23 protein-coding genes are annotated in these 23,191 nt (G+C 61.4%); 12 read left to right on the forward strand and 11 right to left on the reverse strand.

Translation table 11 applies throughout. The annotated features are described in order from the left end of the window. Nucleotides 1–21: 21 nt before the first annotated feature. Together ACO6VD_RS01015 and ACO6VD_RS01020 are read right to left on the reverse strand one after the other, a co-directional pair. Nucleotides 22–2,151, reverse strand: coding sequence for a TonB-dependent siderophore receptor (locus ACO6VD_RS01015; RefSeq protein ID WP_422416407.1), 2,130 nt, complete (start codon nucleotides 2,149–2,151; stop codon nucleotides 22–24). 205 nt (nucleotides 2,152–2,356) lie between these two features. Further along, nucleotides 2,357–2,737 carry a hypothetical protein gene (locus ACO6VD_RS01020; RefSeq protein ID WP_422416409.1) on the reverse strand — a complete coding sequence of 127 codons (381 nt, stop codon included), beginning with the start codon at nucleotides 2,735–2,737 and terminating at the stop codon, nucleotides 2,357–2,359. Nucleotides 2,738–3,199: 462 nt separating this feature from the next. On the opposite strand from ACO6VD_RS01020, the gene ACO6VD_RS01025 reads away from it, so the two are divergent. The 5 genes from ACO6VD_RS01025 to ACO6VD_RS01045 all read left to right on the forward strand — a co-directional run bounded on the left by ACO6VD_RS01025 (nucleotide 3,200) and on the right by ACO6VD_RS01045 (nucleotide 9,577). Further along, nucleotides 3,200–4,663: a serralysin family metalloprotease gene (locus ACO6VD_RS01025; protein ID WP_422416410.1), complete on the forward strand. Its 1,464-nt coding sequence runs from the start codon at nucleotides 3,200–3,202 to the stop codon at nucleotides 4,661–4,663. 61 nt (nucleotides 4,664–4,724) lie between these two features. Then, a complete protein-coding gene (locus tag ACO6VD_RS01030; protein WP_422416412.1) occupies nucleotides 4,725–5,105 on the forward strand; it encodes an AprI/Inh family metalloprotease inhibitor in 381 nt (126 codons plus the stop codon). Nucleotides 5,106–5,151: 46 nt separating this feature from the next. Next, complete coding sequence (locus ACO6VD_RS01035; protein ID WP_422416413.1) at nucleotides 5,152–6,900, forward strand: type I secretion system permease/ATPase; 1,749 nt, start codon at nucleotides 5,152–5,154, stop codon at nucleotides 6,898–6,900. Beyond that, on the forward strand, nucleotides 6,897–8,210 hold the full coding sequence (locus ACO6VD_RS01040) for an HlyD family type I secretion periplasmic adaptor subunit (RefSeq protein WP_422416415.1): 1,314 nt from the start codon (nucleotides 6,897–6,899) through the stop codon (nucleotides 8,208–8,210). The genes ACO6VD_RS01035 and ACO6VD_RS01040 overlap by 4 nt, the downstream gene beginning before the upstream one ends. Nucleotides 8,211–8,266: 56 nt before the next feature. Next, on the forward strand, nucleotides 8,267–9,577 hold the full coding sequence (locus ACO6VD_RS01045; protein WP_422416455.1) for a TolC family outer membrane protein: 1,311 nt from the start codon (nucleotides 8,267–8,269) through the stop codon (nucleotides 9,575–9,577). On the opposite strand, the gene ACO6VD_RS01050 is transcribed toward ACO6VD_RS01045, so the two are convergent. Continuing rightward, entirely contained in the window at nucleotides 9,574–10,767 is a 1,194-nt protein-coding gene (locus ACO6VD_RS01050; RefSeq protein ID WP_422416416.1) for an MFS transporter, read from the reverse strand. The two genes, ACO6VD_RS01045 and ACO6VD_RS01050, sit on opposite strands and share 4 nt — an antisense overlap. 106 nt (nucleotides 10,768–10,873) lie before the next feature. On the opposite strand from ACO6VD_RS01050, the gene ACO6VD_RS01055 reads away from it, so the two are divergent. Then, nucleotides 10,874–11,761, forward strand: coding sequence for a LysR family transcriptional regulator (locus ACO6VD_RS01055; protein ID WP_422416418.1), 888 nt, complete (start codon nucleotides 10,874–10,876; stop codon nucleotides 11,759–11,761). Nucleotides 11,762–11,766: 5 nt separating this feature from the next. Here ACO6VD_RS01055 and ACO6VD_RS01060 read toward each other — a convergent pair whose 3' ends face one another. After that, entirely contained in the window at nucleotides 11,767–12,516 is a 750-nt protein-coding gene (locus ACO6VD_RS01060; RefSeq protein ID WP_422416419.1) for a 3-oxoacyl-ACP reductase family protein, read from the reverse strand. Between the two features lie 123 nt (nucleotides 12,517–12,639). Here ACO6VD_RS01060 and ACO6VD_RS01065 point away from each other — a divergent pair, with 123 nt between their 5' ends. Beyond that, nucleotides 12,640–13,566 carry a LysR family transcriptional regulator gene (locus ACO6VD_RS01065; RefSeq protein ID WP_422416420.1) on the forward strand — a complete coding sequence of 309 codons (927 nt, stop codon included), beginning with the start codon at nucleotides 12,640–12,642 and terminating at the stop codon, nucleotides 13,564–13,566. Between the two features lie 11 nt (nucleotides 13,567–13,577). On the opposite strand, the gene ACO6VD_RS01070 is transcribed toward ACO6VD_RS01065, so the two are convergent. Both ACO6VD_RS01070 and ACO6VD_RS01075 read right to left on the reverse strand, forming a co-directional pair. Next, the gene (locus ACO6VD_RS01070; protein WP_422416422.1) at nucleotides 13,578–14,060 is read right to left on the reverse strand and encodes a GreA/GreB family elongation factor; all 483 of its coding nucleotides are present in this window, start codon (nucleotides 14,058–14,060) and stop codon (nucleotides 13,578–13,580) included. Nucleotides 14,061–14,064: 4 nt separating this feature from the next. Then, nucleotides 14,065–14,451 carry a hypothetical protein gene (locus ACO6VD_RS01075; protein ID WP_422416423.1) on the reverse strand — a complete coding sequence of 129 codons (387 nt, stop codon included), beginning with the start codon at nucleotides 14,449–14,451 and terminating at the stop codon, nucleotides 14,065–14,067. Nucleotides 14,452–14,573: 122 nt separating this feature from the next. On the opposite strand from ACO6VD_RS01075, the gene earP reads away from it, so the two are divergent. Both earP and ACO6VD_RS01085 read left to right on the forward strand, forming a co-directional pair. Beyond that, nucleotides 14,574–15,707 carry an elongation factor P maturation arginine rhamnosyltransferase EarP gene (earP, locus tag ACO6VD_RS01080; RefSeq protein WP_422416424.1) on the forward strand — a complete coding sequence of 378 codons (1,134 nt, stop codon included), beginning with the start codon at nucleotides 14,574–14,576 and terminating at the stop codon, nucleotides 15,705–15,707. A gap of 48 nt (nucleotides 15,708–15,755) precedes the next feature. Next, nucleotides 15,756–16,328 carry an elongation factor P gene (locus tag ACO6VD_RS01085; protein ID WP_400172430.1) on the forward strand — a complete coding sequence of 191 codons (573 nt, stop codon included), beginning with the start codon at nucleotides 15,756–15,758 and terminating at the stop codon, nucleotides 16,326–16,328. 68 nt (nucleotides 16,329–16,396) lie between these two features. Here the strand turns inward: ACO6VD_RS01085 and ACO6VD_RS01090 are convergent, their stop codons facing one another. The 3 genes from ACO6VD_RS01090 to ACO6VD_RS01100 all read right to left on the reverse strand — a co-directional run bounded on the left by ACO6VD_RS01090 (nucleotide 16,397) and on the right by ACO6VD_RS01100 (nucleotide 18,426). Next, on the reverse strand, nucleotides 16,397–16,825 hold the full coding sequence (locus tag ACO6VD_RS01090; RefSeq protein WP_422416426.1) for an organic hydroperoxide resistance protein: 429 nt from the start codon (nucleotides 16,823–16,825) through the stop codon (nucleotides 16,397–16,399). A 126-nt stretch (nucleotides 16,826–16,951) separates the two neighbouring features. Then, nucleotides 16,952–17,413, reverse strand: coding sequence for a MarR family winged helix-turn-helix transcriptional regulator (locus ACO6VD_RS01095; RefSeq protein ID WP_400172428.1), 462 nt, complete (start codon nucleotides 17,411–17,413; stop codon nucleotides 16,952–16,954). Nucleotides 17,414–17,472: 59 nt separating this feature from the next. Then, complete coding sequence (locus ACO6VD_RS01100) at nucleotides 17,473–18,426, reverse strand: LysR family transcriptional regulator (protein WP_422416427.1); 954 nt, start codon at nucleotides 18,424–18,426, stop codon at nucleotides 17,473–17,475. 112 nt (nucleotides 18,427–18,538) lie between these two features. Here ACO6VD_RS01100 and ACO6VD_RS01105 point away from each other — a divergent pair, with 112 nt between their 5' ends. Then, a complete protein-coding gene (locus ACO6VD_RS01105; RefSeq protein ID WP_422416428.1) occupies nucleotides 18,539–19,288 on the forward strand; it encodes a sulfite exporter TauE/SafE family protein in 750 nt (249 codons plus the stop codon). On the opposite strand, the gene ACO6VD_RS01110 is transcribed toward ACO6VD_RS01105, so the two are convergent. Further along, nucleotides 19,278–20,132, reverse strand: coding sequence for a LysR family transcriptional regulator (locus ACO6VD_RS01110; protein ID WP_422416429.1), 855 nt, complete (start codon nucleotides 20,130–20,132; stop codon nucleotides 19,278–19,280). The genes ACO6VD_RS01105 and ACO6VD_RS01110 overlap by 11 nt on opposite strands. Nucleotides 20,133–20,229: 97 nt before the next feature. Here ACO6VD_RS01110 and ACO6VD_RS01115 point away from each other — a divergent pair, with 97 nt between their 5' ends. Together ACO6VD_RS01115 and ACO6VD_RS01120 are read left to right on the forward strand one after the other, a co-directional pair. Then, a complete protein-coding gene (locus ACO6VD_RS01115; protein ID WP_422416430.1) occupies nucleotides 20,230–20,460 on the forward strand; it encodes a DUF1127 domain-containing protein in 231 nt (76 codons plus the stop codon). A gap of 58 nt (nucleotides 20,461–20,518) precedes the next feature. After that, the gene (locus tag ACO6VD_RS01120; RefSeq protein ID WP_422416431.1) at nucleotides 20,519–21,760 is read left to right on the forward strand and encodes a winged helix-turn-helix domain-containing protein; all 1,242 of its coding nucleotides are present in this window, start codon (nucleotides 20,519–20,521) and stop codon (nucleotides 21,758–21,760) included. Here ACO6VD_RS01120 and ACO6VD_RS01125 read toward each other — a convergent pair. Continuing rightward, nucleotides 21,741–23,087: a class II 3-deoxy-7-phosphoheptulonate synthase gene (locus ACO6VD_RS01125; protein WP_400172423.1), complete on the reverse strand. Its 1,347-nt coding sequence runs from the start codon at nucleotides 23,085–23,087 to the stop codon at nucleotides 21,741–21,743. The two genes, ACO6VD_RS01120 and ACO6VD_RS01125, sit on opposite strands and share 20 nt — an antisense overlap. Nucleotides 23,088–23,191: the final 104 nt, after the last annotated feature.

Raw genomic sequence — 23,191 nt, forward strand, 5'->3', positions numbered from 1 at the left:
GAATCCGCTCCTACAGTTCTTTCAGAAGCTCACAGAAGCCGACACCCGCGCAGTCCTCGGTGCGCCCTGGAACAGATAGCCATCGCCCAGATACTCCCCGGCATCACGCCAGTAACGCTTGTCGAAAACGTTATCGACCATCAGCCGCAGTGTCGTGTCGTAGCCACCGATCCTTGTGCTGTAACGGCTGCCCAGGTCGAACACGGCATAGCTGCCGACTTCCACCGTGCCCGCCTGGTTGGCGTATTTGCTGGCGCTGTAGCGCGCGCCGCCGAGCAGGGCCAGGCCGGTAATCGGCAGGCTGTAATCAGCTTGTAGCGCAGCACGGAAGTTCGGCACGTTGAGTGCCTGGTGATCCTCATAGTCAGCAGTGCCGCTGTTCTTCACCCGCGCGCGGATGGCCGCGGCGCTGGCGTTGATCTGCAGGCGCTCGGTCAGCCAGCCGCTGGCGCCCAGTTCCAGGCCGATGTTCTTCTGCTGGCCTTGCTGTACATAGGTGAACTCGCCCGCGCCGTCCGGGCGCGAGTACTGGTAGGCCTGACGCAGCTGGAACAATGCCGCGCTCAGGCTCAGGCGCTGCCAGTCGCGCTTGATGCCGACTTCCAGTTGATGCGACAGGGTGGGGGCGAGGATTTCGGCGCTGTTGGTGGCGAACCAGGGCGCGGTTCCGCCGGAAGAAATACCCTTGCTATAACTGGTGTACAGGGAGATGTCCGGGCGCGGCTTGTAGATCAATGCGGCGTTGGGCAGCAGTTGGTAGTCGCGGGTATGGCGGCCAGGGTTACCGGTTTCGTCGAAGGTTTTTTCGTCCAGGCGTACCAGGCGTGCACCCAGCACGGTCTGCCATTGTTCGTTGAAGCTGATCCGGTCACTGGCAAACAAGCCGTACTGACGACTGTCCAGGCGGCGGGTGCTGGAGCCGATGGCTTTATCGGAGGGTGGCAGTACCGGCGTCGGTTGGTAGATGTTGCCGCTGCCGATCCATTCGTTGAAATAGGGGCGCAGGTCCTGCGTGCGGCGCTGGGCGCTGGCGCCTACCGTCAGTTCGTGACCCAGGCCCATGGCGTCGAAGCGACCATTGAGCGCAGCCTGGGCTTCATCGGTGCGGCGGGTATCGTCGGGGCTGCGGTAGTCATAGATGTCGTAGTCGCCTGCGCCGCTGAAATACGGCCCCTCGCTCGATCCCCAGGCAAAGGCACTGTAATCGTCGATCACCACTTTGCTGCGCGAGGCGCTAAGCGTGCCGGTCCAGTTGTCGCTAAAACGATACTCGAAGCGCCCGCCCAGGTTCAGCGAGTCGATGCTCACCGGATTTGCCCATTGCTGGTAGGCCAGGCGATCATGCGGGTTGATGTCATGGGGCAGGTTGGTGCCGCCGAGCAGTTGATAACCCGGCACGGAGCGCTGTTCGCGTTGCTGGTACTCGGCATCCAGTTGCAACAGGGCATCGGGGTTGATCTGCCAGTCGAAGGCCAGGGCAGCGAAGTCACGCTTGCCGTCGGCATGGTCGACATAGGAACGGATGTCCTCATGGGCGATGTTGGCACGCAGGCCGAACTGGCGTTCACTGCCGAACCAGCCGCCGAGGTCGGTGGCGATGTAGCGTTCACCTTGCTCGTTGCTCGATACGGTCACCGAGCGTACATCCTCTGGGCGCTTGGTCACGTAATTGATCAGCCCGCCAGGTTCGGCAACGCCGCTCTGCAATCCGGACAAGCCCTTGAGCAACTCGACCTGCTGCTTGTTCTCCAGCGCCACGTTCTGTTCGCCGGCGATGGTCTGGCCGTTGATCTTGTAGCTGCTGGCGGCATTGAGTTCGAAGCCGCGCACATTGAAGTTTTCGTAGTAGCCGATCGGCGCATAGCTTTCGCCCACCGAGGCGTCGCTTTGCAGCACTTCGCTGAGCTTGCGTACCTGCCGATCTGCCAGCAGTTGCTCGCTGAACACGGCTACCGATGCCGGGGTATCGAGCAGCGGGGCCGGAGCAAAACCGGCCACCGCCGCTTCTTGTACCTGGTAGCCCTCGCTGTAGACCTCGGAGACTTTTACCGGGGCCAGGATGATGCTGTCCTGAGCCAGGCTCTGACAGGCAGGCAGGGCCAGGCTCAAGCCGAGCAGGCTCAAGGGCAGGCGAGGGCGGGGCAGGGTCATGCAGAAAGCTCCTTGAAGGCATGCAGCAGACGCGCCGTCAGGGTTCGGTCGCGGTCCAGAGGGGGCGTAAGTCCAATGAGTTACACAGGGCCTGCCGGTATTGCGCCGGGCAGACGGGCGCGCATCTTAGCAGGGGCGGCCGGATCCCGGTGCCCCTGTTTCGTGCAGGGTTACAAAGGATGGAACGAGCGAGCCTGGCGGCGATTCAGCGATTGGCGGCCGGCTGCGTGTGGCGGCGCCAGTGGCCGTTGAGCTTTGACCAGGTCTTTTTGTCGGTGATTGCCATCAGCTTACGACCATCCTTGAAGGTGGCCAGGAAGGTCACCTCTTCTTCCTTGCCGCCCAGCCAGAATCCGGCAATCAGGCCCACTGGGCCTGCCACCAGAGCGCCGGCCATGCCCCAACCCAAGGCACTGCTGAGGCTGCGACTGGATTCCTGATTGGCGACAATCAGTTCACTGATGCGGGTAAGGGCGATTCTCTCGCCGGGGGAAGGGCTGCGGCAGGTCTTGAGAGTGAGCGATCCGTTGCGGTACTCGCCTTCACCCTGCAAGAAATCGCCGGACTGAACCGTGAGTCTTGTCATAGTGGCATCCAGATAGAAGGGGCTGTTTGACCACTCCCTACTGAAGACCCGAGATTGCTACAAGTCAATCGACAGGCGACGGAGGGTCGCGCTGTCGCAGATAAGTAGTTTCCTTGCGGATCAGATCGAAAGGAATTAAGCGGTTGTCGCTTTAATATAATAAAAGTTCGAATTTGCAACTAAAACCGACCAGTCATCTTTCGTTTATGGCAAGGTTTTTTGTTGCGATAGATATATCGTAATTTGCGCAAATTAGTTTTAGTCCGTTAGCGCTGGGTTCTTCCCGCAATAATCATTGGCTAATTAACAGCATTGAAAAAATGGCGTCAAAAAAAGCTGGACAGTTCATTTGCGATTGTGTCAGTTTTCTTGCGCCTCAACTAGGCGAGTGATAGGACGATCTCGCCGCGGGAGCGTCCTGTCGGACAACAACTGCTTTTTTGTAAACAAGGAAGTGTCTGTATGTCGAAAGTCAAAGAAAGCGCTATTTTTTCTGCCGGCTCTGTATTGCAACCTCAAGGGGCAAGTACCGCGTTCGGTCTGATCAATAGCTTCGGCCATCAGTATGATCGCGGCGGCAATGCGACAGTCAATGGCAAACCTTCGTTCTCGGTCGATCAGGCGGCTACCCAGCTGCTGCGCGACGGCGCGGCCTGGAAAGACCAGAACAAGGACGGCACCATCAGCCTGACCTACACCTTTCTGACCAAGGCCCCGTCCGATTTCTACGGCCAGGGCCTGGGCGCGTTCAGCGCCTTCTCGGGTCAGCAGAAGGCGCAGGCCAAGCTGTCCATGGAGTCCTGGGCCGATGTGGCCAAAGTGACCTTCAGGGAAGCGGCCTCAGGCGGCGACGGTCACATGACCTTCGGCAACTACAGCGACGGCAGTACCGGTGGTGCGGCGTTTGCCTACCTGCCGTTCTACGGTCCCGGTTCGAACATGGGCGAGTCCTGGTACCTGATCAACAACCAGTACCAGGCCAACATCAATCCGCAGAACGGCAACTACGGCCGTCAGACCCTGACCCATGAGATCGGCCATGTGCTGGGCCTGTCTCACCCGGGCGACTACAACGCCGGGGAAGGCTACCCAACCTACGCCGATGCTTCCTACGGTCAGGACACCCGTGGCTACAGCGTCATGAGTTACTGGAGCGAGAGCAACACCAGCCAGAACTTTACCAAGGGCGGCGTGCAGGTGTACGCCTCGGCACCGCTGGTGGACGACATCGCTGCCATCCAGAAGCTCTACGGCGCCAACTACGCCACCCGCTCCAGTGATACCGTGTACGGTTTCAATTCCACCGCCGAGCGTGATTTCTACTCGGCTACTTCGGCATCGTCGAAGGTTGTTTTCGCCGTGTGGGACGGTGGTGGCAACGACACTCTGGACTTCTCCGGTTTTACCCAGAATCAGAAGATTAACCTCAATGAAGCCTCGTTCTCCGACGTCGGCGGCATGGTTGGCAATATTTCCATTGCCAAGGGTGTCACCGTGGAGAATGCCATCGGCGGTTCGGGCAACGACCTGCTGATCGGTAACGCGGTGGCCAACGTGCTCAAGGGCGGTGCCGGCAACGACATCATCTATGGCGCCGGTGGCGGTGACCAACTCTGGGGCGGTGCCGGTTCCGACACCTTCGTCTTCGCTGCCAGCAGCGATTCGGCCCCGAGTGAGCCTGACCGGATCATGGATTTTGTCAGTGGCCAGGACAAGATCGACCTGTCGGCGATTGCCGCCTTTGCGGTCAACAAGCTGCCGCTGCAATTTGTCGATGCCTTCACCGGGCAGGCTGGCGAAGCAGTGCTGAACTTCGACCAGGCAAGCAACCTCGGTAGCCTGGCCATCGACCTCAGCGGCAACAGCCTGTCTGATTTCCTCGTGACCACCGTCGGCCAGGCCGTCGCCACGGATATCGTGGTCTGATTGCCAACCCCCAGGGAGCAGCGCTTCGGCGCTGCTCTTTGTTCTTGAGCAAGGCAGGTGGATGATGTTACGCAAACCCATGGTCGCGCTCGGCGCGGTATCAATGATGTTGATCACAGAGGTTGGTATGGCGAGCAGCCTGCTACTGCCCAATCCCGCGCAATTGGCCGGTGACTGGGAACTTTATGCTGAAAACCAACAGGCCACGGCGTGTCAGCTGCAGTTGCGTGCGCCGGAAACCGTTCTGGAGGGCGACCTTCAATGCTTGCAGCAATTGATCGGCAAGCCCGCCAGTGGCTGGCTGGTGACGCCCGATACGCTGGCATTGATGGGCAGTGACGGCAGTGCGGTGGTGCACTTCAATCGTTACCGGCCAAACGTGTACAAATGGACAACGCCTGCTGGAATCACACTCTTGCTGGAGCGTAAGAGTAAAGAATAAATCCGTGTAAGTAAGTGCCGATTTTTCAGGGATAGAAAGGCGGACAATGAACAGGTCGAATAACAAGGCCAGTGCCCCGTTATGGATGGCGCTGGCCCGCTACAAGCCGATATTGATTAGCGTCGGTTGTTTTACCGCGCTGATCAATATCCTCATGCTGGTACCCTCAATCTATATGTTGCAAGTCTATGATCGGGTGCTGTCGTCGCAAAATGAAACGACCTTGTGGATGTTGACGTTGATGGTCGTCGGCTTCTTCATCTTTATCGGTGTGCTGGAAGCGATCCGAAGTTTTATTGTTATCCGCGTCGGCAACCAATTGGAACAAGGCTTCAACCTCAACGTGTACCGTGCGGCCTTTGAACGCAACTTGCGTCAAGGTGATGGCCAGGCCGCGCAATCACTCAATGACCTGACTCAACTGAGGCAATTTGTCACTGGGCCGGCATTGTTCGCCTTTTTCGATGCGCCCTGGTTTCCCATCTACCTGGCGGTGATTTTTCTCTTCAACGTCTGGCTCGGGGTCATGGCCTGCGCAGGAGCGCTGTTGCTGATCGTCCTGGCGGTCCTCAACGAGCGACTGACGCACAAGCCCCTGGTGCAAGCCAGTGGTTTTCAACAGCAGTCCAGCCATCTTGCCGGCAGCCATTTGCATAACGCCGAGAGCATTCAGGCGATGGGCATGCTCGGCACGTTGCGCAAGCGCTGGTTCTCCCTGCACGAACGTTTTCTCGACCTGCAGAATCAGGCCAGTGACACCTCGGCGGTGATCACCGCGGTCAGCAAGACCTTGCGCCTGTGCCTGCAATCACTGGTGCTGGGCCTGGGGGCGTTGCTGGTGATTGAGGGGCAGATGACCCCGGGCATGATGATCGCAGGCTCCATCCTCATGGGCCGGGTGCTGAGCCCCATCGACCAGTTGATTGCGGTGTGGAAGCAATGGAGCGGGGCGCACCTGGCGTACCAGCGACTGGATGGCCTGCTGCGTGATTTCCCCGAACCTGCGCTGCCCATGGCGCTACCCACCCCGACAGGACGCCTGAGCGTCGAACAGGTCAGCGCCGGCCCACCCGGCAAGCGTGTGGCGACCTTGCAACAGGTCAGTTTCAATCTGGCCGCCGGTGAAGTGTTGGGGGTTCTGGGCACCTCCGGTTCTGGCAAGTCGACCCTGGCCAAGGTGCTTGTCGGCGTCTGGCCGACCCTGGCCGGAACCGTGCGTCTGGACGGCGCCGACCTGCACCGTTGGGACCGCGAGGCGCTGGGGCCGCATATCGGCTATCTGCCGCAGAACATCGAGTTGCTGCGTGGCAGTATTGCCGAGAACATCGCCCGCTTCGCCGAGCTCGATGGCCTCAAGGTAGTCGAAGCCGCTCGCCAGGCCGGTGTGCACGAGCTGATTCTGCGTTTGCCGCACGGCTATGACACGCGACTTGGCGAGGACGGCGGCGACCTGTCTGGCGGGCAGAAACAACGTATAGCCCTGGCGCGGGCGCTGTATGGCAGTCCAAGCCTGATCATCCTCGATGAGCCGAATTCCAACCTCGACACCAGTGGCGAAGCAGCCCTGGCCACGGCCATTGCACAGATGAAAGCCCAGGGCCGCACGGTGATCCTGGTAACCCATCGCTCCGCAGCCCTGGCCCAGGCCGACAAGCTGCTGGTACTCAGTGACGGACGGCTGCAGGCCTTTGGGCCTGCCCAGGAGGTTATGCAAGCGCTCAGCCGGGCCCAGGAGCAGGCGCAGCGCCAGGCCCCGGCGGCGAATGCGGTGATCGGCGCAGGAGGTGGCGTATGAGTCAGGTCGCGCTCGGGACGGCCATTAAAGGCCGTGACGCACGCTTTTACGTACGACTGGGATGGTTGCTGACGCTGGTCGGGTTCGGCGGCTTTATTGCCTGGGCAGCACTGGCGCCACTGGACCAGGGGATTTCCGTGCAGGGCACGGTGGTGGTTTCGGGCAAGCGCAAGGCGGTGCAATCGCTGACCGGTGGTGTGGTCAGCCGCATCCTGGTCAGTGAAGGGCAGAGCGTCAAACAGGGGCAGCCGTTGTTCCGCCTCGACCGGACTCAGGTGCAGGCCGATGTGCAATCGCTGCAAGCCCAGTACCAGTTGGCCTGGGCGAGCCTGGCGCGGTGGCAGAGTGAGCGCGATAACCTGAGTCAAGTCGCGTTTCCTGCACAGTTGAGCCATACCCCTGATGCGCAGTTGAGCCTGGTGCTGGAAAGCCAGCGGCAACTGTTCAGCAGCCGCCGAGAGGCCCAGTCCCGTGAGCAGGCCGGGCTGACGGCGAGTATCGACGGCGCCGTGGCGCAACTGGCGGGTATGCGCAGGGCCAGGGGGGACTTGCAGGCGCAGGCCGATTCCCTGCGTGAACAGCTGGAGAACCTCAAGCCTTTGGCCAGTCAGGGCTACATTCCGCGCAATCGCCTGCTGGAATACCAACGCCAGTTGTCGCAGGTGCAGCGTGACCTGGCGCAGAACAGCGGCGACAGCGCGCGTCTGGAGCAGGGTATTGTCGAGTCGCGGCTGAACCTGCAGCAGCGCCGCGAGGAGTATCAAAAAGAAGTACGCAGCCAGTTGGCCGAAGCCCAGCTCAAGAGCGTGACCCTGGAGCAGCAACTGACCTCCGCCGGCTTCGACCTGCAGCACAGTGAAATCCTCGCGCCTGCCGACGGTATCGCCGTCAACCTCGGGGTGCACACTGAAGGCGCGGTGGTGCGAGCCGGTGAAACCCTGCTCGAAGTTGTGCCCCAGGGCACGGCGCTTGAGGTCGAAGGCCGGTTGCCGGTCAACCTTGTGGATAAAGTCGCGGTGCAGTTGCCTGTGGATATCCTTTTCACCGCCTTCAACCAGAACAGTACGCCGCGGGTCTCGGGTGAAGTGGCGCTGATTTCCGCCGACCAGTTGCTCGACGACAAGACCGGCCAGCCTTACTACGTGTTGCGCAGCACCGTCAGTGAGCACGCCCTGGCCCGTCTCAACGGTCTGGTGATCAGGCCGGGCATGCCGGCGGAACTGTTTGTGCGCACCGGTGAGCGCTCGTTGCTCAACTACCTGTTCAAACCCCTGCTCGACCGGGCGGGTACAGCCTTGACCGAACAATAGGAAGCCGCCGAATGAAAAGCTTGATGACCGGGCTGTTGGCGGCGCTCGCCCTGACAATGACCGGCGCTGTACAGGCCACTGCTGCTCAGGTCATGGGACCGTTTCAGGTCTACGAGCAGGCCTTGCGCAAGGATCCGGTGTTTCTCGGTGCGCTCAAAGCCCGCGACTCCGGGCAGGAATACCGCGCCATTGGCCGTGCCGGGCTGTTGCCCAGCCTGTCGTACAACTACAACAAGGGGCGCAACGATTCCGAGGCCAGCTATCTGGGCGACTCGCGGCGCGAAAGCGAGGACCGGCACTACGACAGCTATGGTTCCAGCTTCATCCTTCAACAGCCGCTGTTTGATTACGAGGCCTACGCCAGTTATCGCAAGGGCGTGGCCCAGGCGCTGTTTGCCGACGAGGCGTTTCGCGACAAGAGTCAGGAACTGCTGGTGCGGGTGATGACCAGTTATACCCAGGCATTGTTCGCCGAGGATCAGATCGGCATCAGCGTGGCCAGCAAACAGGCTTACCAGCAACAGTTCCAGCAGAACCAGCAACTGTTCCAGCAAGGGGAGGGCACTCGCACCGACATCCTCGAAGCCCAGGCCCGTTACGAGCTGGCCGATGCCGAGGAGATCCAGGCGCGCAATGATCAGGATGCGGCCCTGCGTGAACTGGGTGCACTGATGGGGGAACCGTCGGCGCTGATCGATGAGCTGGCGCCGCTCAACGACGGTTTTTCCTTACTCACCTTGCAACCGGGAAGTTTTGAAGCCTGGCATCAGCTGGCGCTGGCCAATAACCCGCAGCTGGCCTCTCAGCGTCAGGCCCTGGAAGTGGCTCAGTATGAAGTGCAGCGCAATCGTGCCGGACATTTCCCCAAGGTCACGGCCTATGCCACCTCGCGGCGCATGGAGTCGGACAGTGGCAACACCTATAACCAGCGCTACACCACCAACACCATCGGCCTGGAAGTCAGCGTGCCGTTGTTTGCCGGTGGTGGTGTGTCGGCGTCGACCCGTCAGGCCAGTCGCAACCTCGAACAGGCCGAGTACGAACTCGATGGCAATACCCGCAGTACCCTGATCGAGCTGCGTCATCAGTACAACGCCTGCCAGTCCGGTGCCAGCCGCCTGCGTGCCTATGAACGGGCGCTGAGCTCGGCCCAGGCGCTGGTGCTGTCGACCCGCCAGAGCGTACTGGGTGGGGAGCGGGTCAATCTGGATGTGCTCAATGCCGAGCAGCAGTTGGCGACCACCCGGCGCGACCTGGCCCAGGCCCGCTATGACTACTTGCTGGCCTGGATCAAGCTGCATTACTACGCTGGCACCTTGCGCGAAGAACACCTGGCCAAGGTCGATGAAGCTTTCGTTCGCCGTTAGGCCGTCCGCGCGCGCAGGCTGCGCTGACGTTCGGCAAGGCCCCAGACCAGCAGGGCCAGACTGCCGATGGCCAGGCCGGCGAGGACGATGCCGTTCCAGCCATAGGCCTGGAACAGCTGGGTGCCAAGCAGCGAACCGAGCGCGCCACCGATGAAGTAGCAGGTGATGTAGCCAGCGTTCAGGCGGTTGCGCGCTTCCGGGCGCAGGGCAATCACGGCGTTCTGGTTGCTGACATGGACCAGCTGCACGGCCAGGTCGAGCAGCAGCACGCCGATCAGCAGCGCCACCAGCGACGATTGGGCGAAACCCAGCGGAATCCACGACAGCAGCAGGGCCAGCAAGCCGACGGTGGTGCCCAGCGAACCCTTGCCGCGATCAGCCAGGCGACCAGCCCAATTGGCTGACAGAGCACCGGCGGCACCGGCCAATCCGAACAGGCCGATGACCGCATCCGAGTACTGATAGGGCTCGGCCGACAGCAGAAATGCCAGCGGCGTCCAGAACAGCGCAAACAGGCTGAAGCTCAGCAGTCCGAGCAAGGAACGCAGGCGCAGTACCGGCTCATCGACGAACAAGCGAAACACCGAACCGATCAGCGCCGGATAGCGGAGTCCCGCATGTTGGTGGCGTTCCGGCAGGGCACGCGCCAGGGCAATGGCACACACCGCCATCAACGCTGCCGCCAGCAGATAGATGCTGCGCCAGCCGCCCAGTTCAGCCATGAAGCCTGCGGCAGTGCGGGCCAGCAGAATGCCCAGCAGCAAGCCGCTCATCAGCGTACCCACCACCCGGCCGCGTTGGCCCGGGTCGCTCAAGCCGGCAGCCATCGGCACCAGTATCTGGGCCACGACCGAGAACAACCCGGTCAGGGTAGTGCCCAGCAATAGCCAGACCAGGCTTGGCGAGAAGGCACTTATCAACAGGCCCAAGGTGCTGATGGCGATCATGCTGACGATCAGCCGACGCTGTTCGAACAGGTCGCCCAGCGGTGCCAACAACAGCAGACCGGCGCCATAGCTCAACTGCGCGGCGATGACGATAGCCCCGGCGCTGGCGGTGGTCAGGCCGAAATGCTCGGCGATGCTGTGCAGCAGGGGTTGCGCGTAGTAGTTGCTGGCCACGGCGAGGCCGGTGGCGGTAGCCATCAGCAGAATCAGGCCGCGACTCAAGGTAGCAGTGGAGGAGGTCATGGACCGTCTCGATCAGTGGCAGGTAGGAAGTGACATTATCGGAAATGCGCTAGCATGACGCCAATGTATCGTTTTCATTCTATCCATCTTGAAAATAGATCGTTCTATGAACCTGAAGCAGATCGAGTACGCCTTGGCGGTGGTCGACACCGGCAGTTTCACCCGTGCCGCCGAGCAGTGCCATGTGGTGCAGTCGGCCTTGAGTCATCAGATTGCCCGCCTGGAGGAAACCCTGGGTGTCAGCCTGTTCGAGCGTAGCTCGCGGCGGGTGCGTCTGACGCCTGCCGGTGAAGCCTTTGTGCACAGCGCCCGGCCTGCGCTGGAGGCGACCCGGCGGATTGCCGAGGATGTCGCGGCTGCTTGTGGTGAAGTACGTGGGCAGTTGTCCATCGGTGAAATCACCTCGCTGACCGAGCTTGATCTGGTCGATCTGCTGGCCGGGTTCCATCGCCGCTATCCGAAAGTGGACATCCGCTGGCTGATGGCCAAGAGCGAATTGCTGATTACCGATGTGCGCGAGCGGTGCCTGGATGTGGGTTTTATCGGGATCTGGCCGGGAGAGCCGCCGCAGGGCGTTGAATACCGTTTGCTGGCTGAGGAAGAACTGGTAGCGGTGTTGCCCGTCGCCCATCCATTGGCCGCTTTCGAACGCTTGTCGTTGAGTCAGCTGGAGGATCTGCCGCTGGTGGACTTTCCTGCCGGCAGTTGCGCCCGCAGGCAGACCGATGAAGCCTTTGCTGCTGCACGATTGCGCCACCGTGTGCAGTTCGAAGTGACCAACATCCGCCTGGTGGAAAAGTTCGTCCAGCGCGAGCTGGCGATCGGGCTGGTGCCAGAGCGTATCGCCAGTAGCTTCAAGACGGTGGTCACGGTGGCGGTGCAAGATGCCCCCCGGCGTCACCTGTACGCGATCTGGTCGAATAACCCGACGCCGGCTGCCCGGGCGTTTGTCGATATGATCGAACATAGCCTGGCGAGCCGGGACGGCGCCTGAGGCGATCAGGCGGCGAAGCCACCATCGATGGTCAGGCTGGCGCCGGTGATGTAGGCCGCCTCCGGGCTGGCCAGGTAAGCGACGAAGCTGGCGATTTCCTCGACTTCACCGTAACGACCTACCGCCATGTAGCCCATCAGGCTCTCGGCAAACTCGCCATGGGCCGGGTTCATTTCAGTATCTACCGGGCCTGGCTGGACGTTGTTGATGGTAATGCCCAAGGGACCGAGGTCGCGGGCCAGGCCGCGGGTCAGGCCGACCAGAGCTGACTTGCTCATGGCATAGGGGCCGCCACCGGCAAAGGGCATGCGCTCGGCATTGGTACTGCCGATGTTGATGATGCGGCCACCCTGGCCCATGTGCCGGGCGGCGGCCTGGCTGGCGACGAAGACACTGCGCACGTTGACCGCCAGGGTACGGTCGAAGTCGTCGAGGTCGAACTCCAGCAGCGGAGCGACGGCCAGGACACCGGCGTTGTTGACCAGGATGTCCAGCCGGCCAAAGGTCGCGACGGTATTTTCCACTGCAGCCTGCACGGCGCTGGCATCGGCGCTGTCGGCCTGGATGGCCAGGGCCTTGCCACCGGCAGCAACAATGCTGTCCTGCAGGGCTTGGGCCTGTGCGGTGGCGTTGGCGTAAGTGAAGGCGACACTGGCGCCTTCGGCGGCCAGGCGTTTGACGATGGCGGCGCCAATTCCGCGTGATCCACCCTGGACCAGGGCTACTTTGCCGTTGAGGCGAGTTTCAGTCGACATGCTGTGCTCCCGAAAGAACAAGGCCGGATGCCTTGGATGGGGCTCAGTATCGGCCGCTGATTACCCTCTGAGTAGCCGGTAATCGCTATAGTCTGTGTAAACCAGAAGTATGGAATCGCAGCGATGGAAACCTTCAGCAGTATCGAATGCTTCGTGCGTAGCGCTGAAGTGGGCAGCTTCGCCGAAGCCGCCCGGCGCTTGAGCCTGACCCCGGCGGCAGTGGGCAAGAACGTTGCCCGGCTGGAGGCACGGATGGGCGTGCGCCTGTTCCAGCGCAGCACCCGGCGACTGACCCTGACCGAGGCCGGACAACGCTTTCTCGGTGAGGTGGCCAGCAGTTTCCAGACCATTCAGTATGCCGTGGCCAACCTCGCCAGCGCCGAAGGGCAGCCGGCCGGAACCTTGAAGGTGAGCATGGGGACTGTTTTCGGGCGGTTATATATCGTGCCGCTGCTGGGTGAGTTTCTGCAGCGTTATCCGGCCATCAGCCCGGACTGGCATTTTGACAATCGCCAGATCGACCTGATCGGCCAGGGGTTCGATGCCGCCATCGGCGGTGGCTTCGATCTGCCGCAGGGCGTGGTGGCGCGCAAGTTGACTCCGGCTCACCGAATTCTGGTAGCCGCCCCGGCCTACCTTGGGCGTCACCCGGCGATAGGTCAGCCGGCCGATCTGCAAACGCTGGACGGCATCCTGATCCGCTCGCCGCAAACCGGGCGGGTGCGCTCCTGGCCGTTGACCAATCGCCAGCAAGAGCAGACGCCGCTGAACATTCGCCTGCGCATGACCATGAGTGATTCGGAAGCGGCCTGTGCGGCGGCGCAGCAGGGCCTGGGCGTGGCCCTGGTGAGCATGCCGTTTGCCGTGCCTTACTTGCAGGCTGGCAGCTTGTTACGGGTGTTGCCGGATTGGTATGTGGATGATGGCAACATCAGTCTGTACTACGCCGAGCACAAACTGTTGCCGGGCAAAACCCGGGCGTTTGTCGAGTTCATCATCGAGCAGTTTGCTGCTCAGGGGTTGGCGCAGCGCTTCAGTGCATTGGGCTGATCCAGACAAGCTCAACTGACTTCGACCACCACAAAACGCTGCTGCTTGGCGCCAAGGGTCAAGCTGATCTCGTCATCTTCAGCCTTGCCCATCAAGCTTTGCCCGAGCGGCGAACGTGGGGTAATCACGGTGATCAGCTGTTCGCCCTGGCCAACCTTCAATCCAGCACCTTCGGGTCCGAGAAACAGGCGCTGATAGCTGCCGTTTTCGGCCTCCAGGGTAACCAGGTTGCTGATCTGAATCCCGCGCGCCGGGTCGTAATCGCGCACTACCAATTGCTGGTAGGCCGCCCGCGCCTGACGAATCTCTTCCATGCGTCGGGCCTGTCCGGTCGCCAGGTAGGAAGCTTCCAATCCCAGGGTGTCGTACTTGTTTTCGGCGATGTTCTCTTCGGCGGTGGCCGCTTCATAAGCGGTCTGGGCCGCGCGCTGGACTACGTCGAGGTCCAGGCTCAGGGTGGCGATGATGCGTTGCAGCAATTCGGCTTTGTTCATGGTGTCAGTTGCAAAATTCCAGGACGTGGGCTCGACTTTTTTCAGTAGGCAGGTTGCGGTTCTGCTGCAGCCAGAACTGGCACTTGGGGTTGGACAGATTACGCACGCTGCCTTCGGCGTGTTCCTCGGCCTGCTGTATCTCCTGATTGCGCAGGATCTGCTTGTACTGCTCGAACATCGGGCTCTGCTGGTCCGACGTTGCCCCGGGCGCCACTGTGCCTGCGGGTGGAATCAGCCTCTGGCTCAACGGTTGTACGGTGTCGGGAAGCAGATGCCAGGCCAGCCACAGGCTCAAGGCAATGGCGACGGCGCCAAGCCACAGGCCAAGGGCGATGCACAGGGTCAATTGTACGGGCTTGAGGGAAATCTTCAGTTCGCGTGGGCGGGGCATGATGGCCTCCTGGCCGGGTCCGGAATGCTCATTGTGGCATGGCGCAACGGGTTTTTTTCGCCGCATGCTTTTGTCTGCGATGATTTACCCGGACAATCGGCGATTTTTCCAAGGGGCCAGCGATGAAAGCGCACTGGGACATCTTTTGTTGTGTCGTCGACAACTACGGCGATATCGGCGTGACCTGGCGTCTGGCCCGGCAACTGGTGGCCGAGCAGGGGGTGGCGGGGCGCCTGTGGGTGGATGACCTCAGCGCCTTTGCACGCATTTGTCCCGAAGCGGATGTCCAGGTTCCAAGCCAATGGCATCAGGGTGTGGAGGTTTGCCATTGGCTGCCCGAATGGCAGGAAACGACAGTAGCGGATGTAGTCATTGGCGCGTTTGCCTGTCAGTTACCGGCTGCCTATGTGCAGGCGATGCTCGAGTGCCCGCGTCCGCCTCTGTGGCTGAACCTGGATTACCTCAGCGCTGAAAGCTGGGTCGAAGGTTGCCATGGCTTGCCTTCCCCGCAACCCAATGGCCTGCGTAAGGTGTTTTTCTTTCCGGGCTTTACCGCTAAAACCGGTGGTTTGCTGCGCGAGGCAAGTTTGTTGGCACGACGCGAGGCGTTCGAGCAAGACCCGCTGGCGCGCCAGGCATTTCTTCAGCGGCTGGGAGTGGAACCGGCAGTCGACGCTCGCTTGATCTCGCTATTCGCCTACGAAAACCCCAGCCTTTCCAGCTGGCTCGATGTATTGGCCGCCGACTCTCGTGCCAACCATCTGCTGGTGCCCGAGGGACGTGTACTGGGGGACGTAAAGGCCTGGCTGGGTGTGGACACCTTGGCGGTGGGCAGTGTGGCAACACGTGGCGCCCTGACCGTGCAGATCCTGCCCTTCGTCAGCCAGGATGACTACGATCACCTGCTCTGGTGCTGCGACTTCAACGCGGTACGCGGCGAAGACTCGTTTGTCCGTGCGCAATGGGCGGGGCGCCCGTTGCTCTGGCATATCTATGTGCAAGAAGAGTACGCCCACTGGGAAAAACTCGAGGCGTTTCTCGATCATTACGTTGAGGGGCTTTCGCTTCCGGCCAAGGTTGCCATCGTCGATTTGTGGCGCGGCTGGAACATGGATCGGGATATGGGGCAGGCCTGGCAACAGGTGCTCGAACACTGGGACGAGCTCGATCAGCATGCCCGCCGCTGGAGTGCCGTTCAGGCCACTCGGCCGGACCTTGCCACGACGCTGGTACAGTTTTACCGAAATTGGCTATGATATGCGGCCTCGATTTTTGTAAATCCATCCAAATTCGGATATCTCGCAATGAAAACTGGTAAAGAACTGAAACCCGGTACCGTACTGCGGATCGACAACGACCCGTGGCTGGTTCAGAAAGCTGAATTCACCAAGTCGGGCCGTAACAGCGCGATCATGAAAACCAAGCTGAAAAACCTGCTGACCGGCTACAAGACCGAAACCGTTTACTCGGCCGACGACAAGCTGGACGACGTGATCCTGGATCGCAAAGAAGCGACCCTGTCGTTCATCAACGGTGACACCTACACCTTCATGGACACCACCGACTACACCATGTACGAGCTGAACGCCGAAGACATCGAGGCCGTTCTGCCGTTCATCGAAGAAGGCATGACCGACGTCTGTGAAGCCGTGTTCTTCGAAGAGCGTCTGGTTTCGGTTGAACTGCCGACCACCATCGTGCGTAAAGTTGCCTACACCGAAGGTTCCGCTCGCGGCGACACTTCTGGCAAGGTCATGAAGCCTGCCAAACTGAGCAACGGCACCGAGCTGAGCGTTGCCGACTTCATCGAAATCGACGACATGATCGAAATCGATACCCGCGACGGTGGCTCCTACAAGGGCCGCGCCAAGGCTTAAGCCTGGCGTTCTGCGCGAACACGAAAAACCCGGCCTAGGCCGGGTTTTTTTATGCCTGGGATTTACCCTCAGACGGTGACGTGCAGACGCACATCGACATTGCCGCGGGTGGCATTGGAGTAAGGGCAGACCTGGTGGGCTGCGTCTACCAGTGCCTGTGCCTCGGCTTGTTGCAGGCCAGGCAGGTCGATGTTCAGGTCGATATCCAGACCAAAACCACCGGGGATCTGGCCGATGCCGACTTTGGCGGTGATCGAGCTGTCGGCAGGCAGCGCCTTTTTCTGCTGGCCGGCAACGAACTTCAGGGCGCCGATGAAGCAGGCCGAGTAGCCGGCGGCGAACATTTGCTCAGGGTTGGTGCCTTCACCACCCGCGCCACCCAGTTCCTTGGGGGTGCTCAGCTTGACTTCGAGTTTGCCGTCGCTGGAGCGCGAGGTACCGTCGCGACCGCCAGTGGACTTGGCTTCGGCAATGTACAGAGGAGTGACCTTTTGCATGTTGAGCCTCGCTTGCGTAGTGCGCCGTGGCGCTGAGTGGGTGTGGAAATTAAATTAGCGCGCAATTAATTAGTGCGCAAGATAATTTTTCGTCCCGCTTACCAGCGGTCATTCACAGCATAGCTGTCAGAGGCTTTTTTGCAGGTTCGCGCGCAGTTCCAGCAAGTCGTTCTGAAGCTGTTGCAGGCGTTCAATGTTCTCGCCGCTGGCGGCGAGGATGCAGGCGGGAATCTCTTTGGCCCGGGCTTGCAGGGCCCGACCTTTTTCACTCAGTTGCACCAGCACCACGCGTTCGTCTTCACGGCTGCGGCTGCGGCTGAGCAGGCCCTCAGCCTCCAGGCGCTTGAGCAGCGGGGTGAGTGAACCCGGATCGGTGAGCAGGTGTTGGCTGATTTCTCCGACAGTCAGGCCATCCTGTTCCCACAACACCAGCATCGCCAGGTACTGTGGATAAGTCAGGCCGAGTTTCTGCAACAGCGGCTTGTAGACCTTGGTCATCAGCAGCGAAGTCGAATGCAGGGCGAAGCACACCTGGTTGTCCAGGAGCAGTTCGTTGCAGGGAGCAGGCGCTTTCGGGTCGGCGTTCATGCACATCCTTTGATTGGTTAGGTCCTTTGAATTTAGCACGCTGTTCATTAGCGTGCTTATTACCAGCGCAGCTCGCTTTGCAGGGCCAGATCCCACGGCGGTACCGGACTGAAGCGGCTCTTGAGGAATTCGAGCAGCAAACGGCTACGAGAGTTCGTTTCATGTTCCAGGCGCAAGGCATAAATTCCGCTGGACTCGGCTGCCGGCAGGCCGTTTTCACAGAACAGCGGCACGAGTTCGCCACGCAGCAGGTAGTCGCTGATCAGCCAGGTCGGCAAGTGAGCGATGCCCAGACCGGCCAGCGCGCCGAACAGCAGGGTTTCGGCATTATTGGCACTCATGCGCATGCGAGTCGGCCGATACAGCCGCAACTGGCCGTCTACGGCAAAGCGCCAGGCGAAGGGTGGGGCCAGGCCGTCCCAGTCCAGGCCATCATGCTCGGGGAGCTCGGCGGGACTGCTCGGCACCCCGCGGGCCGCCAGATAGGCAGGGCTGGCGCAGGCAATGCGTACCATGTAGGCCAATGGCGTGGCCACCAGGCGGGTGTCGGCCAAAGGGCCGGCGCGCAGTACCAGATCGACCTCACCGAGGTGCGAGCCGTGCAGGTCGACAAAGCTGTCGATCAAGCGCAATTGCACATCAAGCCCGGGGTAGGCCACCAGGAAGTCGGCGATGGCGGGTGCCAGGTGACGGCGGCCGAATGCTGCTGGCGCGTCGATGCGGATCAGACCTTCCGGCGCATTGCTCAACGACACCGCCTCGGCGCGGGCCAGGCGCAACTCTTCGACAATACGTCGGGCCCGTTCGGCAAAGGCGTTGCCGGCTGGGGTAGGGCGCACGGCGTGGGTACTGCGCACGAACAGGCGGCTACCGACCGCTGTTTCCAGGTTGTCGATGCGCCGGGCCACGGCGGACGGAGTCAGTGGATGGCGACGGGCGGTAGCCGAGAAGCTGCCGGTTTCCAGGACATCGAGAAACAGGCTGAGTTGTTCGGTGAGGGCGTCGGGGTTCATCGTGCGGGCTCTGCTTATGCGTAAATGGCAAAGCCATTGTGCGTTGCTGTGCGTTTCCCCGCTAGCACCAGGTCGGTAGCATGCAGCCATTGGATTTCGGTGAGAGGCAGTAATGATCGAGTGGGTGATGTACATAGCGCTGGGTGCCGCGCTCGGCACGGTGGGCGGGTTGTTTGGCATCGGCGGCGGGCTGATCGCGATTCCGGCCCTGGGGGTGTTGTTCGGTCTCGATCAGCAACTGGCCCAAGGCACGGCGCTGGTGATGGTGGTGCCCAACGTGTTGCTGGCGCTGTGGCGTTATCACCAGCGTAACCGCATAGAGCTGCAGCATGCCGTGCCGCTGGCGGCTGCCAGTTTTGTCTTTGCCTGGCTCGGCTCGATCTGGGCTGTGGGCATCGATGCACAGGCCATGCGCTTGGGCTTCGTGGTGTTCCTGGTGGCCCTGGCGGCCTGGAACCTGCTCCGCATGTTCATGCGCAGCGCGCAGCCCAGCACTGAGTTGCGTCATCCCTGGCCGTGGCTCGGGGTACTGGGCGGCGGCGCAGGCGTGCTCGGTGGATTGTTCGGGGTCGGTGGGGCAGTGGTGGCAACGCCGGTGCTGACCAGTGTCTTCGGAACCACCCAGGTGGTGGCCCAGGGGCTTTCGCTGGCCCTGGCCGCACCCAGTACCGCAGTGACTCTGCTGACCTACGGCATTCACCAGCATGTGCAGTGGAGCATGGGTATCCCGCTGGCGGTGGGGGGACTGCTGAGTATCAGCTGGGGAGTGAAGCTGGCTCACGCCTTGCCGGAAAAAGTCTTGCGTTCGTTGTTCTGCGGCTTCCTGGTGGTCTGTGCGGTCATGCTTGCCTTCAAGATCTGAAGCCTTCGGCGATGTAGTCGGCCATGCAGTCGGTCATCTGTGACTGGCTGCTGTTGTTGCGCAGCAGCATGATGCTGGCGGTCGGCAAGGCGGGCAGGCCTTCTGCTTCGCCGATTACCTGCAGGTCGCTGGTGATCAGGCTCTGCAGCTGGGCGGTGACCGCCAGGCCGGCACTGACCACCGCCATGATGGCCGGGGTGCTGGCGCTGGTGTAGGCGATCCGGTACTCCTTTTCGACCGCGTCCAGGGCATTGCAGGCCCAGGTCCGGCAGCAGCAATCGGTGTTGAATACGGCCAGCGGCAACGGATTGTGTTCGTGTGGGCAGAACCCCTGGGCCTGGACCCAGACCGCGCGCTCGCGGCGCAGCAACTGGCCGACTTCATGCCCGGGTTCGCAGGTGATGATGGTCATGTCCAGATCCTGGCGTTGCATCAGCTGGCGCGAGCTTTCGCAATGCACCTCGACCTGGATCAGCGGATAGGCCTGGGCAAAGCTGGAGAGAATGCCGGGCAAGAAGCGCATGGCATAGTCGTCCGGTGTGCCGATGCGCACCATGCCGACCATATGCGGCATGCGCAGGGTGTTGAACACTTCGCCGTGCAGCTTGAGGATCCGTCGGGCGTAACCGAGCAATACCTGGCCCTCGGCGGTCAGGCGCACCTGGCGGCCGTCACGCTCGAACAGCTGGCGCTGGATAATGTCCTCTTCCAGGCGTTTCATCTGCATGCTCACCGCCGATTGGGTGCGGTTGACCACTTCACCGGCGCGGGTAAAACCGCCGTACTCGGCGATGGCAACGAAGGTGCGCAGCACTTCGGAATCGATACTCTGGTACTGAGACAAGGCATCAATCTCCTAGATGTATGACATCAGAAACATTCGTTGGATTGATCTTATGCCCGCCCTGACACTGTCGTCATCCCACACGGAGGGTAAGACGATGAAAGGTCAGAAATCGCTGCTCCTGATGTATCCCCAGCCTCACCACGGCGGGTTCGCCCACCTGATTACGGGTGCTTTCCGGCAACTGGCGCGCTGGCGGCAACTGCACCATCAGCGCATGGAGCTGGCCCGTTTGAGCGATGCCGCGCTGCACGATATCGGCATGAGCCGCGTCGATGTCCTGCAGGAAGTGGAGCGCCCATTCTGGGATGACCCGCTGAAAAAATGAGTCGCGCCATGACGGTGTCGCTACTACCTTGAGTGGGCTTGTTCTGAAGGAGTCGGGCATGCCCACTACGCAATCTTTTTCCTTGTTGCAGGCGCGCCGCCTGGTGTTGTCGGCGCAGGGCTTCGCCGGCCGCGCACCACGCTCGGAGGTGAGGGCTGGGCATCTGCAGCGGGTGTTCGAACGCCTTGGCGTGGTGCAGATCGATTCGGTCAACGCCTTGGTACGTTCCCATTATCTGCCGCTGTTTTCCCGTTTGGGCAGTTATCCACAGGACCTGTTCGACCAGATGGCCTGGGGGCGCAGCCGCCAGCGCAAACTCTTTGAATATTGGGGGCATGAAGCCTCGTTGTTGCCCTTGGAGCTGTATCCGTTGCTGCGCTGGCGCATGGACCGTGCGCGTCAGGGGCAGGGGATTTATCAACAACTGGCACGCTTCGGCCGCGAGCAGCAGCCGACCATCGCCCGTGTCCTTGCAGCAGTCACCGAGCAGGGTGCTCTAGGCGCTGGCAGCCTGTCGACCCGCGAAGAGCGCGCCGGCCCCTGGTGGGACTGGAGCGCGGAAAAGCATGCGCTGGAATGGCTGTTTGCCGCAGGCCTGGTGACGGTGGCCGGGCGGCGTGGATTCGAGCGTTTGTACGATTTGCCGGAACGGGTATTGCCGGCAGCGCTGTTGCAGCAGCCATTGCTCGACGAGGCGCAGGCTCAGCGCGGGTTGTTGTTGCAGGCGGCCAATGCCCTGGGTGTGGCAACCGAGAAAGACCTGCGCGATTACTTTCGGCTCAGTCCGGCGGACAGCCGTGCACGCGTTGCCGAGTTGCTGGAGGAGGGGCAGTTGCAAACCTGCGCTGTGCAGGGCTGGTCGCAACCGGCCTACTGCCTGAGCGATGTCCGGCTGCCGCGCAAGGTTGCCGGCAGTGCATTGTTGTCGCCCTTCGATTCCCTGGTCTGGGAGCGTGAGCGTACGGAGCGGTTGTTTGATTTTCGTTACCGGCTGGAGATCTATACCCCGGCGCACAAACGGGTGTACGGCTATTACGTGTTGCCGTTTCTGTACAACCAGCGGATTGCGGCGCGGGTCGATTTGCGCGCCGAACGGGCCAGCGATCGCTTGGCAATCCATGCCGTGCATGAGGAAACCCAAGGTCTGGATGAAGCCGGGATGCAAGCGATGGCGGACAGTCTGTGGCGCATGGCCAGTTGGCTTGGTTTAAGCCGGGTGCAACTCAACTGCCCACGGGCCAGCGCCGCGCGTTTGCGCCTGGCGCTGGCCCGCAGTGCATTCAGCGACGGACCTGCTTGAGGGTTTCAGCGATCAGGAACGCCAGTTCCAGCGACTGATCAGCGTTCATCCGCGGGTCGCAGTGGGTATGGTAGCGGTCAGACAGGGCGTCTTCGGTGATCGGACGGGCGCCGCCGATGCATTCGGTGACGTTCTGTCCGGTCATTTCGATGTGAATACCACCGGCATGACTGCCTTCGGCCTGGTGCACCTGGAAGAACTGTTTGACCTCGCTGAGGATCTGCGCGAAATCCCGGGTCTTGTAGCCGCTGCTGGCCTTGATGGTGTTGCCGTGCATCGGGTCGGAGCTCCACAGCACCTTGCGCCCTTCGCGTTCGACGCTCTGGATCAACGCCGGCAGATGCTCGCCGACCTTGTTGGCGCCCATGCGCACAATCAGGTTGAGACGGCCGGGATCGTTGTCCGGGTTGAGCACATCGATCAGGCGGATCAGCTCTTCGGTGTTCATGCTCGGGCCGACCTTGACCCCGATCGGGTTGTTCACCCCGCGCAGGAACTCCACGTGGGCACCGTCCAGTTGACGGGTACGGTCACCGATCCAGAGCATATGCGCCGAGCAGTCGTAGTAGTCGTTGGTCAGGCTGTCGCGGCGCACGAAGGCTTCTTCGTAGTTGAGCAGCAAGGCTTCGTGGGCGGTGAAGAAGCTGGTTTCACGCAGTTGCGGCGAGCTGTCCATGCCGCAGGCGCGCATAAACGCCAGGGTTTCGTCGATGCGGTCGGCCAGTTGGCTGTATTTCTCTGCCAGGGCCGAGTTGGCGATGAAGTCCAGGTTCCATTTGTGCACCTGGTGCAGGTCGGCAAAACCGCCCTGGGCGAAGGCACGCAGCAAGTTCAGGCTGGCGGTGGACTGGTGATAGGCCTGGAGCAGACGCTCGGGATCGGGCACCCGGCTTTTTTCGTCGAAGCCGATGCCATTGACGATGTCGCCCCGGTAGGCCGGCAGGGTCACTCCGGCGATGGTTTCATCGCCTGCCGAGCGCGGCTTGGCAAACTGGCCGGCCATGCGCCCGACCTTGACCACCGGGCAGCCGGCAGCAAAGGTCATGACGATCGCCATCTGCAGCAGTACCTTGAAGGTGTCGCGAATTTTCGCTGCGGAAAACTCGGCGAAACTTTCCGCGCAATCGCCCCCTTGCAGGAGGAACGCGCGGCCCTGGGTGACCTCGGCGAATTGCCGGCGCAGCTCGCGGGCCTCGCCGGCAAACACCAGCGGCGGGTAACTGGCCAGGGTCTGCTCGACCTTGAGCAAGTGCGCAGCGTCAGGGTAGGTCGGTTGTTGCTGGATCGGCAGGGCGCGCCAGCTGTCAGGGCTCCAGGGTTGGGTCATCACGGGCTCGGTCAGGTCGGAAATGGGCTGTCTGCCATGTTAACAGTTGCGACGCGCCTTGTTGCACTGGCGGCATTGACGGACAATGGCTGTTTTGCTTGGGG

This window comes from Pseudomonas sp. GZD-222 (genome assembly GCF_049310525.1).
GTDB lineage: Bacteria > Pseudomonadota > Gammaproteobacteria > Pseudomonadales > Pseudomonadaceae > Aquipseudomonas.

Bases quoted from the DNA above. Each gene is read 5' to 3' on its own strand.
- ACO6VD_RS01100 (WP_422416427.1), bottom strand. From the start codon at position 18,426: ATGAACCCCGACGCCCTCACCGAACAACTCAGCCTGTTTCTCGATGTC.
- ACO6VD_RS01015 (WP_422416407.1), bottom strand. From the start codon at position 2,151: ATGACCCTGCCCCGCCCTCGCCTGCCCTTGAGCCTGCTCGGCTTGAGC.
- ACO6VD_RS01095 (WP_400172428.1), bottom strand. From the start codon at position 17,413: ATGAACGCCGACCCGAAAGCGCCTGCTCCCTGCAACGAACTGCTCCTG.
- ACO6VD_RS01060 (WP_422416419.1), bottom strand. From the start codon at position 12,516: ATGTCGACTGAAACTCGCCTCAACGGCAAAGTAGCCCTGGTCCAGGGT.
- ACO6VD_RS01125 (WP_400172423.1), bottom strand. From the start codon at position 23,087: ATGACCCAACCCTGGAGCCCTGACAGCTGGCGCGCCCTGCCGATCCAG.
- ACO6VD_RS01075 (WP_422416423.1), bottom strand. From the start codon at position 14,451: ATGCCCCGCCCACGCGAACTGAAGATTTCCCTCAAGCCCGTACAATTG.
- ACO6VD_RS01090 (WP_422416426.1), bottom strand. From the start codon at position 16,825: ATGCAAAAGGTCACTCCTCTGTACATTGCCGAAGCCAAGTCCACTGGC.
- ACO6VD_RS01065 (WP_422416420.1), top strand. From the start codon at position 12,640: ATGGAAACCTTCAGCAGTATCGAATGCTTCGTGCGTAGCGCTGAAGTG.
- ACO6VD_RS01085 (WP_400172430.1), top strand. From the start codon at position 15,756: ATGAAAACTGGTAAAGAACTGAAACCCGGTACCGTACTGCGGATCGAC.
- ACO6VD_RS01055 (WP_422416418.1), top strand. From the start codon at position 10,874: ATGAACCTGAAGCAGATCGAGTACGCCTTGGCGGTGGTCGACACCGGC.
- ACO6VD_RS01105 (WP_422416428.1), top strand. From the start codon at position 18,539: ATGATCGAGTGGGTGATGTACATAGCGCTGGGTGCCGCGCTCGGCACG.
- ACO6VD_RS01040 (WP_422416415.1), top strand. From the start codon at position 6,897: ATGAGTCAGGTCGCGCTCGGGACGGCCATTAAAGGCCGTGACGCACGC.
- ACO6VD_RS01035 (WP_422416413.1), top strand. From the start codon at position 5,152: ATGAACAGGTCGAATAACAAGGCCAGTGCCCCGTTATGGATGGCGCTG.
- ACO6VD_RS01070 (WP_422416422.1), bottom strand. From the start codon at position 14,060: ATGAACAAAGCCGAATTGCTGCAACGCATCATCGCCACCCTGAGCCTG.
- ACO6VD_RS01050 (WP_422416416.1), bottom strand. From the start codon at position 10,767: ATGACCTCCTCCACTGCTACCTTGAGTCGCGGCCTGATTCTGCTGATG.
- ACO6VD_RS01120 (WP_422416431.1), top strand. From the start codon at position 20,519: ATGCCCACTACGCAATCTTTTTCCTTGTTGCAGGCGCGCCGCCTGGTG.
- ACO6VD_RS01045 (WP_422416455.1), top strand. From the start codon at position 8,267: ATGACCGGCGCTGTACAGGCCACTGCTGCTCAGGTCATGGGACCGTTT.
- ACO6VD_RS01030 (WP_422416412.1), top strand. From the start codon at position 4,725: ATGATGTTACGCAAACCCATGGTCGCGCTCGGCGCGGTATCAATGATG.
- earP (WP_422416424.1), top strand. From the start codon at position 14,574: ATGAAAGCGCACTGGGACATCTTTTGTTGTGTCGTCGACAACTACGGC.
- ACO6VD_RS01020 (WP_422416409.1), bottom strand. From the start codon at position 2,737: ATGACAAGACTCACGGTTCAGTCCGGCGATTTCTTGCAGGGTGAAGGC.
- ACO6VD_RS01115 (WP_422416430.1), top strand. From the start codon at position 20,230: ATGAAAGGTCAGAAATCGCTGCTCCTGATGTATCCCCAGCCTCACCAC.
- ACO6VD_RS01025 (WP_422416410.1), top strand. From the start codon at position 3,200: ATGTCGAAAGTCAAAGAAAGCGCTATTTTTTCTGCCGGCTCTGTATTG.